Origin of the sequence: Pseudomonas sp. MAG002Y, assembly GCF_019400845.1 — a bacterium.
Classification (GTDB): Bacteria; Pseudomonadota; Gammaproteobacteria; order Pseudomonadales; family Pseudomonadaceae; genus Chryseomonas; species Chryseomonas luteola.
Genome location: NZ_WOEJ01000008.1, coordinates 157,994 through 171,494, shown reverse-complemented (window position 1 = coordinate 171,494; position 13,501 = coordinate 157,994). Strand labels below are relative to the sequence as shown.

Annotated in this window: 25 protein-coding genes; all 25 read right to left on the bottom strand. The window is 52.1% G+C overall.

From position 1 onward, the window contains the following. Positions 1 to 11: 11 nt before the first annotated feature. The 25 genes from GM154_RS13620 to rpsS all read right to left on the bottom strand — a co-directional run bounded on the left by GM154_RS13620 (position 12) and on the right by rpsS (position 13,497). A complete protein-coding gene (locus GM154_RS13620; protein ID WP_219652511.1) occupies positions 12 to 884 on the bottom strand; it encodes an MBL fold metallo-hydrolase in 873 nt (290 codons plus the stop codon). A gap of 127 nt (positions 885 to 1,011) precedes the next feature. Then, positions 1,012 to 2,469, bottom strand: a complete 1,458-nt coding sequence (locus tag GM154_RS13615) for a catalase (RefSeq protein WP_219652510.1) — start codon at positions 2,467 to 2,469, stop codon at positions 1,012 to 1,014. Positions 2,470 to 2,636: 167 nt separating this feature from the next. Next, on the bottom strand, positions 2,637 to 3,029 hold the full coding sequence (gene rplQ, locus GM154_RS13610; RefSeq protein ID WP_074829509.1) for a 50S ribosomal protein L17: 393 nt from the start codon (positions 3,027 to 3,029) through the stop codon (positions 2,637 to 2,639). A 43-nt stretch (positions 3,030 to 3,072) separates the two neighbouring features. Then, the gene (locus GM154_RS13605; RefSeq protein ID WP_010796771.1) at positions 3,073 to 4,074 is read right to left on the bottom strand and encodes a DNA-directed RNA polymerase subunit alpha; all 1,002 of its coding nucleotides are present in this window, start codon (positions 4,072 to 4,074) and stop codon (positions 3,073 to 3,075) included. A gap of 22 nt (positions 4,075 to 4,096) precedes the next feature. Continuing rightward, positions 4,097 to 4,717, bottom strand: coding sequence for a 30S ribosomal protein S4 (gene rpsD, locus GM154_RS13600; RefSeq protein WP_010796770.1), 621 nt, complete (start codon positions 4,715 to 4,717; stop codon positions 4,097 to 4,099). Between the two features lie 16 nt (positions 4,718 to 4,733). After that, a complete protein-coding gene (gene rpsK / locus GM154_RS13595) occupies positions 4,734 to 5,123 on the bottom strand; it encodes a 30S ribosomal protein S11 (RefSeq protein ID WP_003093689.1) in 390 nt (129 codons plus the stop codon). Positions 5,124 to 5,153: 30 nt separating this feature from the next. Further along, on the bottom strand, positions 5,154 to 5,510 hold the full coding sequence (rpsM, locus tag GM154_RS13590; RefSeq protein WP_010796769.1) for a 30S ribosomal protein S13: 357 nt from the start codon (positions 5,508 to 5,510) through the stop codon (positions 5,154 to 5,156). Between the two features lie 132 nt (positions 5,511 to 5,642). Beyond that, positions 5,643 to 5,759, bottom strand: a complete 117-nt coding sequence (rpmJ, locus tag GM154_RS13585; RefSeq protein WP_003281814.1) for a 50S ribosomal protein L36 — start codon at positions 5,757 to 5,759, stop codon at positions 5,643 to 5,645. Positions 5,760 to 5,788: 29 nt separating this feature from the next. Then, the gene (secY, locus tag GM154_RS13580; protein WP_010796768.1) at positions 5,789 to 7,117 is read right to left on the bottom strand and encodes a preprotein translocase subunit SecY; all 1,329 of its coding nucleotides are present in this window, start codon (positions 7,115 to 7,117) and stop codon (positions 5,789 to 5,791) included. Further along, positions 7,118 to 7,552 carry a 50S ribosomal protein L15 gene (gene rplO, locus GM154_RS13575; RefSeq protein ID WP_010796767.1) on the bottom strand — a complete coding sequence of 145 codons (435 nt, stop codon included), beginning with the start codon at positions 7,550 to 7,552 and terminating at the stop codon, positions 7,118 to 7,120. A gap of 3 nt (positions 7,553 to 7,555) precedes the next feature. After that, a complete protein-coding gene (rpmD, locus tag GM154_RS13570) occupies positions 7,556 to 7,738 on the bottom strand; it encodes a 50S ribosomal protein L30 (protein WP_010796766.1) in 183 nt (60 codons plus the stop codon). A gap of 2 nt (positions 7,739 to 7,740) precedes the next feature. Continuing rightward, entirely contained in the window at positions 7,741 to 8,241 is a 501-nt protein-coding gene (gene rpsE / locus GM154_RS13565) for a 30S ribosomal protein S5 (RefSeq protein ID WP_010796765.1), read from the bottom strand. 3 nt (positions 8,242 to 8,244) lie between these two features. Continuing rightward, positions 8,245 to 8,595, bottom strand: a complete 351-nt coding sequence (gene rplR / locus GM154_RS13560; RefSeq protein ID WP_010796764.1) for a 50S ribosomal protein L18 — start codon at positions 8,593 to 8,595, stop codon at positions 8,245 to 8,247. A 10-nt stretch (positions 8,596 to 8,605) separates the two neighbouring features. After that, positions 8,606 to 9,139 (bottom strand): 50S ribosomal protein L6, encoded by a 534-nt coding sequence (gene rplF / locus GM154_RS13555; protein WP_010796763.1) that lies wholly within the window; start codon positions 9,137 to 9,139, stop codon positions 8,606 to 8,608. Positions 9,140 to 9,150: 11 nt separating this feature from the next. Continuing rightward, on the bottom strand, positions 9,151 to 9,543 hold the full coding sequence (gene rpsH, locus GM154_RS13550) for a 30S ribosomal protein S8 (protein WP_010796762.1): 393 nt from the start codon (positions 9,541 to 9,543) through the stop codon (positions 9,151 to 9,153). A 161-nt stretch (positions 9,544 to 9,704) separates the two neighbouring features. Next, positions 9,705 to 10,010, bottom strand: coding sequence for a 30S ribosomal protein S14 (gene rpsN / locus GM154_RS13545; RefSeq protein WP_010796761.1), 306 nt, complete (start codon positions 10,008 to 10,010; stop codon positions 9,705 to 9,707). 12 nt (positions 10,011 to 10,022) lie between these two features. Beyond that, the gene (gene rplE, locus GM154_RS13540; protein WP_010796760.1) at positions 10,023 to 10,562 is read right to left on the bottom strand and encodes a 50S ribosomal protein L5; all 540 of its coding nucleotides are present in this window, start codon (positions 10,560 to 10,562) and stop codon (positions 10,023 to 10,025) included. A gap of 19 nt (positions 10,563 to 10,581) precedes the next feature. Continuing rightward, a complete protein-coding gene (gene rplX / locus GM154_RS13535) occupies positions 10,582 to 10,896 on the bottom strand; it encodes a 50S ribosomal protein L24 (protein WP_010796759.1) in 315 nt (104 codons plus the stop codon). A 12-nt stretch (positions 10,897 to 10,908) separates the two neighbouring features. Beyond that, positions 10,909 to 11,277 carry a 50S ribosomal protein L14 gene (rplN, locus tag GM154_RS13530; protein WP_007161241.1) on the bottom strand — a complete coding sequence of 123 codons (369 nt, stop codon included), beginning with the start codon at positions 11,275 to 11,277 and terminating at the stop codon, positions 10,909 to 10,911. Positions 11,278 to 11,289: 12 nt separating this feature from the next. After that, complete coding sequence (gene rpsQ, locus GM154_RS13525; RefSeq protein ID WP_010796758.1) at positions 11,290 to 11,556, bottom strand: 30S ribosomal protein S17; 267 nt, start codon at positions 11,554 to 11,556, stop codon at positions 11,290 to 11,292. Positions 11,557 to 11,558: 2 nt separating this feature from the next. Further along, positions 11,559 to 11,750 (bottom strand): 50S ribosomal protein L29, encoded by a 192-nt coding sequence (rpmC, locus tag GM154_RS13520; RefSeq protein ID WP_010796757.1) that lies wholly within the window; start codon positions 11,748 to 11,750, stop codon positions 11,559 to 11,561. After that, positions 11,750 to 12,163: a 50S ribosomal protein L16 gene (rplP, locus tag GM154_RS13515; RefSeq protein WP_010796756.1), complete on the bottom strand. Its 414-nt coding sequence runs from the start codon at positions 12,161 to 12,163 to the stop codon at positions 11,750 to 11,752. The genes rpmC and rplP overlap by 1 nt, the downstream gene beginning before the upstream one ends. 12 nt (positions 12,164 to 12,175) lie before the next feature. Continuing rightward, positions 12,176 to 12,862 carry a 30S ribosomal protein S3 gene (gene rpsC, locus GM154_RS13510; protein ID WP_010796755.1) on the bottom strand — a complete coding sequence of 229 codons (687 nt, stop codon included), beginning with the start codon at positions 12,860 to 12,862 and terminating at the stop codon, positions 12,176 to 12,178. Between the two features lie 13 nt (positions 12,863 to 12,875). Then, positions 12,876 to 13,208 carry a 50S ribosomal protein L22 gene (gene rplV / locus GM154_RS13505; RefSeq protein WP_003103908.1) on the bottom strand — a complete coding sequence of 111 codons (333 nt, stop codon included), beginning with the start codon at positions 13,206 to 13,208 and terminating at the stop codon, positions 12,876 to 12,878. Positions 13,209 to 13,221: 13 nt separating this feature from the next. Next, positions 13,222 to 13,497 (bottom strand): 30S ribosomal protein S19, encoded by a 276-nt coding sequence (rpsS, locus tag GM154_RS13500; protein ID WP_010796754.1) that lies wholly within the window; start codon positions 13,495 to 13,497, stop codon positions 13,222 to 13,224. Positions 13,498 to 13,501: the final 4 nt, after the last annotated feature.

The following is a 13,501-nucleotide window of genomic DNA, read 5'->3' as shown; positions in this document are numbered from 1 at the left end:
CCTACTAACCTTTATAGGTTAGTAGGCTTTGCATCTACAACTTGGAGCTCTGTCGGCCTACTTTGCTGGCAGCGCTCCAACTCCTTTGCATCATGACTGCAAAAAAGCTCCACCTCACTCTTATGTGTCAACGAAAGCTCACGCAGCCGCTGCTGATTACGCAGACGTAGCTCTCGGTTAACTTCCATCATCGTTTGATAAAAACGCAAACCTGGCGTACAGGAACGCTTCGGCTGCCCGACTTCTTCACGATAAAAGTAAGCATCACCAGCGTGAAGCAACCAACCTGTCGGTGTCTGAATGGCAATCCCCGCATGCCCCCAAGTATGGCCTGCCAATGGAATCATGAGAATTTCTGGAGGCAGACCTTTCAAATCCCGAACTGCAGAAAAGCCATACCATGCCTCGCCTTGAGGCTCATATAGTTCCCAGCGCCTTACCTGGTCCCATTGATGAAAACGGTAGCGTCGCTTGCCTATATAGCCATGAGGCAAACGGGCCATACTTATCTCACGCTCTAGCACATGAACCGTGGCGTCTGGAAAATCCTCCAGACCACCCGCATGGTCGAAGTCCAGATGGGTAAGCACAATATGGCGTACATCGCTGGCCTGGAATCCAAGCTGCCGAATTTGCTCGATAGCGGTATAACGCATCTCAAACTGTATATTGTTGAACCCAATAAAAAATCCGCTAAGACGCTTGTGCGGTGCATGAACATCACGGGCACCAAACCCTGTATCAACCAAGACAAGGCCATCGTTGTCTGTCTCAATCAACAGACAATGACAAACAAGATGTCCTGTCAGACCTTTGCTGAATCCATCAAAAAGCGCACCGCCCCACGGACACATACAACCGCAGTTAAGATGATGTATACGCATGAGATCAATCCCAGTGTGGTTCTTTTATTGCGACACACCGCGGGCGTCAGGTGTTTCCTCTATCTCGACATTTATTTGCAGACAATAAAAAGCCCCTCGTAGGAGGGGCCTTCTGAACTGACGATACTTATTCCACTTCGCTTAAGGACACACCCAAACCACTGGCGATCCCCTCACCATAAGCGCGATCCGCCTTAAGGAAATGAGCAATCTGACGGCATTGAACGTCACGCGTAACAGAACGCATAGCACCAGTGATGTTATCGATCAATAATGCCTTTTGCGCATCGGACATCAGGCGGAACAACGCTCCTGCTTGAGAATAATAATCCTTGTCCAGGCGATGATCATAACGATCCGCTGCACCACTCAATGTCATTGCAGGCTCACGGTACTGAGGGGCCTGCTTGGGTGCCTTGCTAAAGCTGTTTGGCTCATAGTTGGGCGCTGCCCCACCATTACCATCAAAACGCATGGCACCATCACGTTGGTAGTTCTGGTAAGGCGAACGCGGAACATTTACAGGCAGCTGTTGATAGTTGGTTCCGACACGATAACGCTGAGCATCAGCATAAGCGAACACGCGCCCCTGCAACATTCGATCAGGCGACAGACCAACCCCTGGCACTACGTTACTAGGAGCAAAAGCTGCCTGTTCAACCTCTGCAAAATAATTAAGTGGATTACGGTTAAGCTCCAGGTCACCCACCTCAATCAACGGAAACTCTTTTTGCGACCATACCTTGGTGACATCGAACGGATTCTCTGTACGGCTAAACGCTTCAGCTTCGTCCATCACCTGAATGCAAACGCGCCATTTCGGAAAGTCACCCCGCTCGATTGCATCGAACAGATCACGCTGAGCATAATCTGGATCAGTACCGGCCAACCTCGTAGCTTCCGCGGGAGATAGGTTCTTGATGCCCTGCTTGCTCTTAAAGTGCCACTTCACGAAGCGCCGCTCACCCGCTTCATTGATAACGCTAAACGTGTGGCTCCCAAAGCCATGCATGAAGCGATAGCCGTCAGGAATACCACGATCAGAGAACAGAATGGTTACTTGGTGCAGTGACTCCGGAGAATGCGACCAGAAGTCCCACATCATTTGCGGGCTCTTTAGGTTAGTCTGCGGGTTGCGCTTCTGGGTATGAATGAAATCGGGAAACTTCAGTGGATCACGCAGGAAGAAAACAGGCGTGTTGTTACCAACGATATCCCAGTTGCCCTCTTCCGTGTAAAACTTCAAGGCAAAACCACGAGGATCACGTTCGGTATCTGCCGAGCCACGCTCACCGCCAACAGTAGAAAAGCGCAAGAATACCGGCGTCTGCTTACCTACGCTTTCAAAAAGCCGAGCAGAGGATAGATGGGTAATATTTTGAGTAACGGTAAAAGTACCGTAAGCCCCAGAACCTTTTGCATGTACACGACGCTCAGGAATCACTTCACGGTTGAAGTGAGCCAGCTTTTCAACAAGATGAAAATCATCTAACAGCAACGGGCCACGTTCACCGGCAGAGCGAGAGTTTTGATTGTCGGCAACTGGAATGCCGCTAGCAGTAGTGAGCGTATTGTTCTGGCTCATGAAAAACTTCTCCCTTGGAATTGCGCTTCAGCGCGTCTTGCAGAGAAGTATGTTAAAAGCGGGACGGTAGATCTAATTTATTAGATCTAGCCTTGTGATAGAAAACCCAACTACTTTAAGCATAAAAAAGCCGGACACTAGGCCCGGCTTTTGATAACACTCACTGTTTATTCAGCAGAGTCAGCCTCAACTGTGCCGCCAATAGGACGGTCAACCAGCTCAACATAGGCCATAGGAGCGTTATCACCAGCACGGAAGCCGCACTTGAGAATACGCAGGTAACCACCTGGACGATTTGCATAACGCTTGCCCAGATCGTTAAACAGCTTGCCGACAGCAGCTTTCGAACGAGTACGGTCGAAAGCCAGACGACGGTTGGCAACGCTATCTTCTTTGGCCAGAGTGATCAGCGGCTCGGCAACGCGACGCAGTTCCTTGGCTTTCGGAAGAGTAGTTTTGATCAGTTCATGCTCGAACAGCGACACAGCCATGTTCTGGAACATAGCCTTGCGGTGTGCGCTCGTGCGGTTCAGGTGACGACCACTTTTACGATGACGCATGGTTAAATTCCTTACCAAACTAACGTTCGGTGACTAATAACGATCAGGCTGTAGCCTTATCGTCCTTCTTAAGACTTGCCGGGGGCCAGTTGTCCAGGCGCATGCCAAGCGACAAACCACGTGAAGCTAGGACATCCTTAATCTCGGTAAGCGACTTCTTACCTAGGTTAGGCGTCTTGAGCAGCTCTACTTCGGTACGCTGAATCAGATCACCGATATAGTAGATATTCTCAGCTTTCAAGCAGTTAGCCGAACGGACGGTCAGTTCAAGGTCATCAACCGGACGCAGCAGAATCGGATCAATTTCGTCTTCCTGCTCAACGACAACAGGCTCACTGTCACCTTTGAGATCAACGAAAGCAGCCAATTGCTGTTGCAAGATGGTTGCAGCACGACGGATAGCTTCCTCAGGATCTAGAGTACCATTGGTCTCAAGATCAAGAACCAGCTTATCCAGGTTAGTACGCTGCTCAACACGAGCGTTTTCGACCACATAGGCCACACGGCGAACCGGGCTAAAAGAGGAATCGAGCTGCAGGCGACCAATGGCACGCGTCTCGTCTTCTTCACTCTGGCGAGCATCAGCCGGCTCATAGCCACGGCCACGAGCAATCTTAAGCCGCATGTTCAGCGAACCGTTATCAGCCAGATGAGCAATGACATGATCGCCGTTGACGATTTCAACGTCATGCTCAAGCTGAATATCGGAAGCCAGAACGGGACCTTGACCTTTCTTGGAAAGGGTCAGAGTCACCTCGTCACGACCATGAAGCTTGATAGCCAGACCTTTAAGGTTAAGCAGGATTTCAATAACGTCTTCCTGCACGCCTTCGATTGCGCTGTACTCGTGTAGTACGCCATCAATTTCGGCTTCGACCACCGCGCAGCCAGGCATGGAGGACAACAAGATGCGACGAAGCGCGTTGCCCAAGGTATGACCAAAACCGCGCTCGAGAGGCTCGAGCGTGATTTTGGCGCGGGTTGGACTGACCGCCTGCACATCAATGTGCCGGGGGGTCAGGAACTCATTTACCGAACTCTGCATGGATGCACCTATTTTCTAGCCCTTACTTGGAGTAGAGCTCGACAATCAGGTTTTCGTTGATGTCGGCGGAAAGGTCGCCACGAGCCGGAACGCTCTTGAACGTACCAGACTTCTTCTCGGAGTCGACTTCTACCCACTCAACACGACCGCGCTGGGCGCAAAGCTCGAGAGCTTGGGCGATACGCAGTTGATTCTTTGCCTTCTCGCGTACTGCTACCACATCACCAGGCTTAACTTGGTAGGACGGGATGTTTACAGTCTGACCATTAACAGTAATGGACTTGTGAGAAACCAGCTGGCGAGACTCTGCACGAGTAGCACCGAAACCCATACGGTAAACAACGTTATCCAAACGAGTTTCTAGCAGCTGCAGCAGGTTTTCGCCTGTTGCACCTTTGCGACGAGCAGCTTCTTTGTAATAACCAGCAAACTGACGCTCCAGGACGCCGTAGATACGACGAACTTTTTGCTTCTCACGTAACTGCAGACCATAGTCGGATAGACGACCACGACGCTGACCGTGAGCTCCAGGAGCAGTTTCAATATTGCACTTGGATTCAATCGCGCGCACACCGCTCTTCAGGAAGAGATCGGTGCCTTCACGGCGGGACAGTTTGCACTTGGGACCAATGTAACGAGCCATTTCTTACTGTCTCCTATTACACGCGACGCTTCTTCGGCGGACGGCATCCATTATGCGGGATGGGCGTCACGTCGGTAATGCTGGCGATCTTGTAACCACAGGCGTTCAATGCACGCACTGCAGACTCACGGCCCGGGCCTGGGCCTTTGACGTTTACGTCAAGGTTCTTGAGACCGTACTCAAGAGCTGCCTGTCCGGCACGCTCAGCTGCAACCTGGGCAGCGAACGGAGTGCTCTTACGGGAGCCACGGAAACCGGAACCACCAGAAGTAGCCCAGGACAACGCATTACCTTGACGATCAGTAATGGTTACGATGGTGTTATTGAAAGACGCATGGATGTGGGCGATGCCATCAACCACTGTCTTTTTGACTTTCTTACGAGGACGAGCAGCAGGTTTTGCCATGACTAAATTCCTGTCGATTCGCGGATGCGATTACTTGCGGATCGGCTTACGCGGGCCCTTACGGGTACGCGCGTTGGTCTTGGTACGCTGACCACGAACCGGCAGACCGCGACGATGGCGAAGGCCACGGTAGCAACCCAGGTCCATCAAGCGCTTGATGTTCATGTTGAGTTCGCGACGCAGGTCACCTTCAGTGACGAGCTTAGCGACTTCATTACGCAGCTGATCGATCTGCTCGTCGCTCAGATCCTTGATTTTGGCGGACGGGCTGATGCCTGTGGCCGCACAGATATTCTGAGCAGTAGTGCGACCAATACCATAGATATAGGTCAGCGAGATAACAGTATGCTTGTTATCCGGAATGTTAACGCCTGCAATACGGGCCATTCTAGAAAAACTCCATGTGACAGCAACCCACGCCCTGGAAGCCAAGAAAAGGGCGCGAGATATTAACGCTGTAATAAAAAATGATCAACCCGACAGCACACTAGCTGTCGGGTTATACGCGTGTATTCACACTCAGCCTTGGCGCTGCTTGTGACGCGGCTCCGCGCTGCAGATCACCCGAACGACGCCGTCGCGACGGATGATTTTGCAGTTACGGCACAGCTTCTTGACCGATGCACGAACTTTCATCACCAACTCCTTAACCTTACGGGTACTGATCAGCGGAGCATTCCGCCGCCGTAGCCCTTCAGGTTGGCTTTCTTCATCAGAGACTCATACTGGTGGGATACAAGATGCGATTGGACCTGGGACATAAAGTCCATGACCACCACAACTACGATCAGCAGCGAAGTCCCGCCGAGGTAAAACGGCACGTTGGCTGCAACCACCAGAAACTGGGGCAACAAGCAGACCGCCGTCATATACAGGGCGCCGAACATGGTCAAACGCGTCAACACACCATCTATATAGCGTGCAGACTGCTCACCAGGACGGATTCCTGGAATAAACGCACCAGACTTCTTTAGGTTCTCGGCAACGTCTTTGGGGTTAAACATCAAGGCTGTATAGAAGAAGCAGAAGAATATGATCCCTGCACTAAACAGCAAGATATTAAGCGGCTGTCCTGGAGCAATGGCCTGAGCCACATCCTGAAGCCAACCGAGCCCTTGAGACTGACCGAACCACGAGCCTAGCGAGGCCGGAAATAGCAAAATGCTACTTGCAAAGATAGCAGGTATGACACCCGCCATATTTACTTTCAGTGGCAAATGACTATTTTGCGCTGCAAACACCTTGCGGCCTTGCTGGCGCTTAGCATAATGAACAGCGATACGACGCTGGCCGCGCTCGATGAAGACCACGAACGCAATGATAGCAACAGCAACAAGGCCCACCGCTATCAGAGCGAAGATATTAATATCGCCTTGACGAGCAGACTCGAAGGATTGACCAATCGCTCGCGGTAAGCCAGCAACGATACCCGAGAAGATCAGCATGGAAATTCCATTACCAACACCTCGCTCGGTTATCTGCTCACCCAGCCACATCATAAAAAGTGCGCCTGCAACAAACGTGGTTACAGCAACAAAATAGAAGCTGAACCCTGCTGAAAAGGCTACACCTTGACTCGCCAGTCCTACAGACATACCCGTAGCCTGAACCAGCGCAAGCACGAGCGTACCGTAACGAGTGTACTGACTGATCTTGCGGCGACCAGACTCGCCTTCTTTTTTCAACTGCTCTAGCTGTGGGCTGATAGCAGTGAGAAGCTGCATGATGATCGACGCCGAGATATACGGCATGATCCCAAGTGCAAATATACTCATCCGCTCCAGCGCACCGCCAGAGAACATGTTGAACAGGCTAAGAATGGTCCCCTCGTTCTGCCGAAACAGTGCAGCCAATTGATCAGGATTTATACCTGGAACTGGAATATGCGCACCAATTCGATAAACGATGATTGCCAGAAACAGGAAGCGCAAGCGCGCCCACAGTTCCGACAAACCGCCATTGTTGAGCGCAGAGAGAGAACCTTGCTTAGCCATTTATTCCTCGATCTTACCGCCAGCTGCTTCGATAGCCGCGCGAGCGCCCTTAGTGGCAGGAATGCCCTTCAAGGTAATAGCGTGACCGATTTCGCCAGAGAGAACGACCTTAACGCGCACAACGCTACGATTGATAACATTGGCATCTTTCAGCGCTTGCAAAGTGATCACGCCGCCTTCTACCTTTGCCAGCTCTGAAGTACGAACCTCAGCGCGATCAAGGGCTTTCAGCGATACGAAACCAAACTTCGGCAGACGACGATGAAGGGGCTGTTGACCACCCTCGAAACCAGGAGCAACCTTACCGCCGGAACGGGAAGTAGCACCCTTGTGGCCACGGCCGCCAGTCTTACCAAGACCGCTACCGATACCACGACCTGGACGCAGCTTTTCACGACGTGCACCAGGAGCGGAACGTAGATCGTTAAGTTTCATAACTTAACCCTCCACACGCAGTAAATAGTAAGCCTTATTAATCATGCCGCGGTTTTCTGGAGTATCCAGAACTTCAACGGTATGACCGATGCGACGCAGGCCGAGACCCTTGACGCAGGCTTTGTGATTAGCCAAACGGCCATTCACGCTTTTGATCAGCGTAACTTTAACAGTTGAAGTAGCCATGATCAGAGAATCTCCTCGACGCTCTTGCCACGCTTGGCCGCGACCGACTCAGGCGACTGCATGTGCTTCAAACCCTCAAACGTTGCATAGACAACGTTTACTGGATTAGTAGAGCCATAGCACTTAGCCAGAACGTTCTGAACGCCAGCCACCTCTAGAACGGCACGCATGGCACCGCCGGCAATGATACCCGTACCTTCAGAAGCAGGCTGCATGAAAACTTTGGATGCGCCATGAGCAGACTTCACTGGGTATTGAAGTGTGTTGCCGTTCAGATCAACCTGAATCATGTTACGGCGCGCAGCTTCCATAGCCTTTTGAATAGCTGCAGGAACTTCGCGCGCCTTACCACGGCCAAAACCAACACGACCCTTACCATCACCCACCACGGTTAGTGCAGTGAAAGCAAAGATACGGCCACCTTTAACGGTTTTAGCAACACGGTTAACTTGAACGAGCTTCTCGATGTAACCTTCGTCGCGCTTTTGATCGTTGTTTGCCATGACTTAGAACTCCAGCCCGCCTTCACGAGCGGCATCGGCCAGCGCCTTAACGCGACCATGATACTTGAAGCCAGAACGATCAAACGCTACTTGAGTAACGCCAGCCGCTTTGGCACGCTCTGCTACCAGCTTGCCGACCTTTTGCGCCGCTTCGATGTTGCTGGTTGCGCCTTCGCGCAGGTCTTTGTCCAGCGTAGACGCACTGGCCAGAACCTTGCTGCCGTCGGCCGCGATGACCTGGGCATAGATGTGCTGAGAGGAACGGTAGACGCACAGGCGTACAGTTTCCAGCTCGCGCATTCTCAGGCGTGCCTTGCGAGCGCGACGCAGTCGAGTTTCTTTCTTTACGCTCATTTGCTATGCCCTACTTTTTCTTGGCTTCTTTACGGCGAACGACTTCATCGGAATAACGTACACCTTTGCCCTTATAAGGCTCTGGCGGACGGAAATCACGAATCTCTGCTGCCACCTGTCCAACGAGCTGCTTATCAATACCCTTAATCAGGATATCAGTCTGGCTCGGGGTCTCAGCAGTAATGCCTTGCGGCAATTCATAGTCGACCGGATGAGAGAAACCCAGGGAAAGCGAAAGAACCTGGCCCTTGGCCTGAGCTTTATAACCAACACCAACCAGCTGAAGCTTGCGCTCAAAGCCTTGGCTCACGCCAATGACCATATTGTTAACCAGCGCACGGGTAGTACCAGCCATGGCACGAGTCTGCTGATCACCATTACGAGCGGCGAAACGAAGCTCACCGGACTCTTGAGAGACTTCAACAGAAGGATGAACCTTAAGCTCAAGAGAGCCTTTGGAACCCTTAATAGAAAGCTGTTGACCAGCCAGGTTAATTTCAACACCGGCAGGAAGCTTAACGGGGTTTTTAGCAACGCGAGACATGCTTCTTCCCCTTAGAAAACAGTGCAGAGCACTTCGCCGCCAACACCAGCAGCACGGGCTGCACGATCAGTCATCACACCCTTGTTGGTGGACACGATCGATACACCCAAACCGCCGCGCACTTTCGGCAACTGGTCAACAGATTTGTACTGGCGAAGGCCAGGACGGCTAGAACGCTTAAGCTCTTCGATTACAGGCTTACCTTCGAAGTACTTCAGCTCGATGGACAGCAGCGGCTTAACTTCCGTGCTGACCTGAAAACCCGCGATGTAACCTTCGTCCTTAAGGACTTTAGCTACCGCCACCTTCAGCTTGGAGGAAGGCATGCTTACGACGGACTTTTCAGCCATCTGGGCATTACGGATACGAGTTAGCATATCTGCTAACGGGTCCTGCATACTCATGGGCTTGTAGCTCCTAAATGCATAAATGAGCCTATAGCTCTGAAACTGCCCAGCCGAAAACATGCCGACTCGGGCGAGCCGGATATTCTAGTAGGCATACAAAAACGAATCAAGCCCCAAAAGGGGCTTGATTCGCATACTTACTGCAAATTGCTATGAAATTACCAGCTGGCTTTAACCAGACCAGGAACATCACCACGCATTGCAGCTTCGCGCAACATAATACGCGACAGACCGAACTTACGGTATACACCGTGCGGACGACCAGTCAAACGGCAGCGATTACGCAGACGACTGGCGCTAGCGTCGCGAGGCTGCTTTTGAAGTGCAACCTGTGCAGCCCAACGATCTTCCGGAGAAGTGTTGGGATTGGCAATAGCTGCCTTTAACTCAGCGCGCTTAGCTGCAAACTTAGCAACCGTTTGCTGACGCTTCAGCTCACGGTTCTTCATGCTTTGCTTAGCCATACGTAGCTCCTATCAGTTACGGAACGGGAAGTTAAATGCACGAAGCAGTGCACGACCTTCCTCATCCGTACGAGCAGTTGTAGTCAGAGTAATATCCATACCGCGGAGCGCATCGATTTTATCGTAATCGATTTCCGGGAAGATGATTTGCTCTTTAACACCCATGCTGTAGTTACCGCGACCATCAAAGGACTTGGCATTCAGACCACGGAAGTCACGAACGCGCGGCAAAGAGATAGCCAGCAGACGATCCAGGAACTCGTACATGCGATCGCTACGCAGAGTTACCTTGACGCCAATCGGCCAACCATCACGGATCTTAAAACCAGCGATCGACTTACGCGCATAAGTTACAACCGGCTTCTGACCAGCAATTTTCTCAAGGTCAGCCAGCGCATTGTCGATAATCTTCTTATCGCCTACCGCCTCACCAACACCCATATTCAGAGTGATTTTAGTGATACGCGGAACTTCCATCACGTTAGCCAGCTGAAGCTGTTCTTTCAGCTTGGGCGCGATGTCCTTCCGATAAACTTCTTTCAATCGTGCCATGGTGATCTACCTAGCAACCTTAAGCCTGAACCGCTTTCTGGTTCGACTTAAAGATACGAATTTTTTTACCGTCCTCTACCTTGAAACCTACGCGGTCAGCCTTGTTAGTTTCAGGGTTGAAGATAGCAACGTTGGAGACATGCAGAGGAGCTTCCTTCTCAACAATGCCACCTTGCGCGCCCAGCATGGGGTTAGGCTTGGTGTGACGCTTGACAAGGTTAACACCACCAACAACCAAACGGTCATCAGCCAGAACCTTGAGCACCTTACCGCGCTTGCCCTTGTCCTTGCCTGCGATGACGATTACTTCATCGTCACGACGAATCTTTTGCATGACGGCTACTCCTTACAGCACTTCGGGGGCAAGGGAGACGATCTTCATGAACTTCTCAGAGCGAAGTTCACGCGTCACCGGCCCAAAGATACGGGTACCGATAGGCTCCTGCTTGTTGTTCAACAGAACAGCCGCGTTACCGTCGAAGCGAATGATGGAGCCGTCAGTACGGCGCACACCGTGCTTAGTACGTACCACAACAGCTGTCATCACCTGGCCCTTCTTCACCTTTCCACGAGGAATGGCTTCTTTTACGGTGACCTTGATGATGTCGCCAATACCTGCGTAGCGGCGATGCGAACCACCCAGCACCTTGATGCACATAACACGACGAGCGCCGCTGTTATCGGCCACATCGAGCATGGATTGAGTCTGAATCATGGCTCTTCACCCTTACACTTGTACGGCGCGCTCAACGACATCAACCAGCGTCCACGCCTTGGTCTTTGCCAGAGGGCGGGTTTCACGAATGGTGACCAGGTCACCAGCGCGGCACTGATTGTTTTCGTCGTGGGCGTGCAGCTTAGTGGAACGCTTGACGTATTTACCGTAGATCGGGTGCTTAACGCGACGCTCGATCAATACAGTGATGGTTTTGTCCATTTTATCACTGACCACTCGGCCGGTCAGTGTACGGACGGTCTTTTCAGCTTCAGCCATGATCACTTACCTGCTTGCTGGTTCAGCACAGTCTTGACACGAGCAATGTCGCGCTTCACTTGCGAGAGCATGTGAGACTGCCCCAATTGGCCAGTTGCCTTCTGCATACGCAGATTAAACTGGTCACGCAGCAGGCTGAGGAGCTGCTCGTTCAGCTCCTCGACGGATTTCTCACGTAATTCTTGCGCTTTCATTACATCACCGTCCGCTTAACAAAGGAGGTTTCAACGGGAAGCTTGGCAGCCGCGAGCGCAAAAGCTTCACGAGCCAGAACCTCAGAAACACCCTCGATCTCGTAGAGGACCTTGCCCGGCTGGATCTGGGCTACCCAGTACTCAACACTACCCTTACCTTTACCCATACGCACTTCAAGGGGCTTCTTGGTAACAGGCTTGTCCGGGAACACACGGATCCAGATTTTACCGCCACGCTTAACGTGACGAGTCAAGGCACGACGAGCTGCTTCGATCTGGCGAGCAGTAAGACGGCCACGGCCAACAGCTTTCAGCGCATATTCGCCAAAGCTTACTTTACTACCGCGATGAGCCAAGCCACGGTTGTGACCAGTCATCTGCTTGCGGAATTTTGTACGCTTAGGTTGCAGCATGATGCGTACTCCTTACTTAGCAGCTTTTTTACGCGGAGCAGGAGCTACAGGCTTAAGCTCTTCCTGGCGGCCACCAATGACCTCGCCCTTGAAGATCCAAACCTTCACACCGATCACACCATAAGTGGTGTGCGCTTCCGCAGTTGCGTAGTCAATATCGGCACGCAGTGTGTGCAGCGGCACACGACCTTCGCGATACCACTCGGTACGAGCAATTTCTGCCCCGCCAAGACGACCACTCACCTGAATCTTGATGCCTTTGGCACCTAGACGCATCGCACTCTGCACCGCGCGCTTCATCGCACGACGGAACATAACGCGACGCTCGAGCTGCTGAGCCACGCTTTGCGCAACCAGCGCACCGTCGAGCTCCGGCTTACGGATCTCTTCGATGTTGATGTGCACAGGCACACCCATTTGCTTGGTCAGGTCCTGACGCAGCTTTTCTACATCCTCACCTTTCTTGCCGATAACGATACCGGGACGAGCAGTGTGGATGGTAATGCGTGCAGTTTGCGCCGGACGATGAATATCGATACGGCTTACGGACGCGCTTTTTAGTTTGTCTTGGAGGTACTCACGAACCTTCAGGTCGGAGAGCAGATAATCAGCGTAAGTGCGCTTATCTGCATACCAAACGGAAGTATGCTCCTTGACGATGCCCAGGCGAATGCCATTGGGATGTACTTTCTGACCCATCTGATCGACTCCGTTACTTGTCCGCAACCTTGACCGTGATATGGCAAGACCGCTTCACGATGCGATCAGCACGACCTTTGGCGCGCGGCATGATGCGCTTCAGCGAACGCCCTTCGTTGACGAAAACCGTGGAGACTTTTAGGTCATCCACGTCTGCGCCTTCGTTGTGCTCGGCATTGGCAACAGCCGACTCCAACACTTTTTTCATGATCTCGGCAGCTTTCTTACTGCTGAAAGCCAGGAGGTTGAGCGCCTCGCCCACCTTCTTCCCGCGAATCTGGTCGGCGACCAAGCGGGCTTTCTGGGCGGAGATTCGAGCGCCCGACAGCTTAGCGGCTACTTCCATCTTTCCTTACCCCTTAACGCTTGGCTTTCTTGTCAGCCGCATGACCGCGATAAGTGCGGGTAGCAGCGAACTCGCCGAGTTTATGACCAACCATGTCTTCGTTGACTAGCACCGGGACATGCTGGCGGCCGTTGTGTACAGCGATGGTCAGGCCGACCATCTGCGGAAGAATCATCGAACGACGCGACCAAGTCTTAATTGGCTTACGATCGTTCTTCTCTACCGCAACTTCGATCTTCTTCAGTAGGTGAAGATCGATAAAAGGACCTTTCTTAAGAGAACGTGGCACAGTC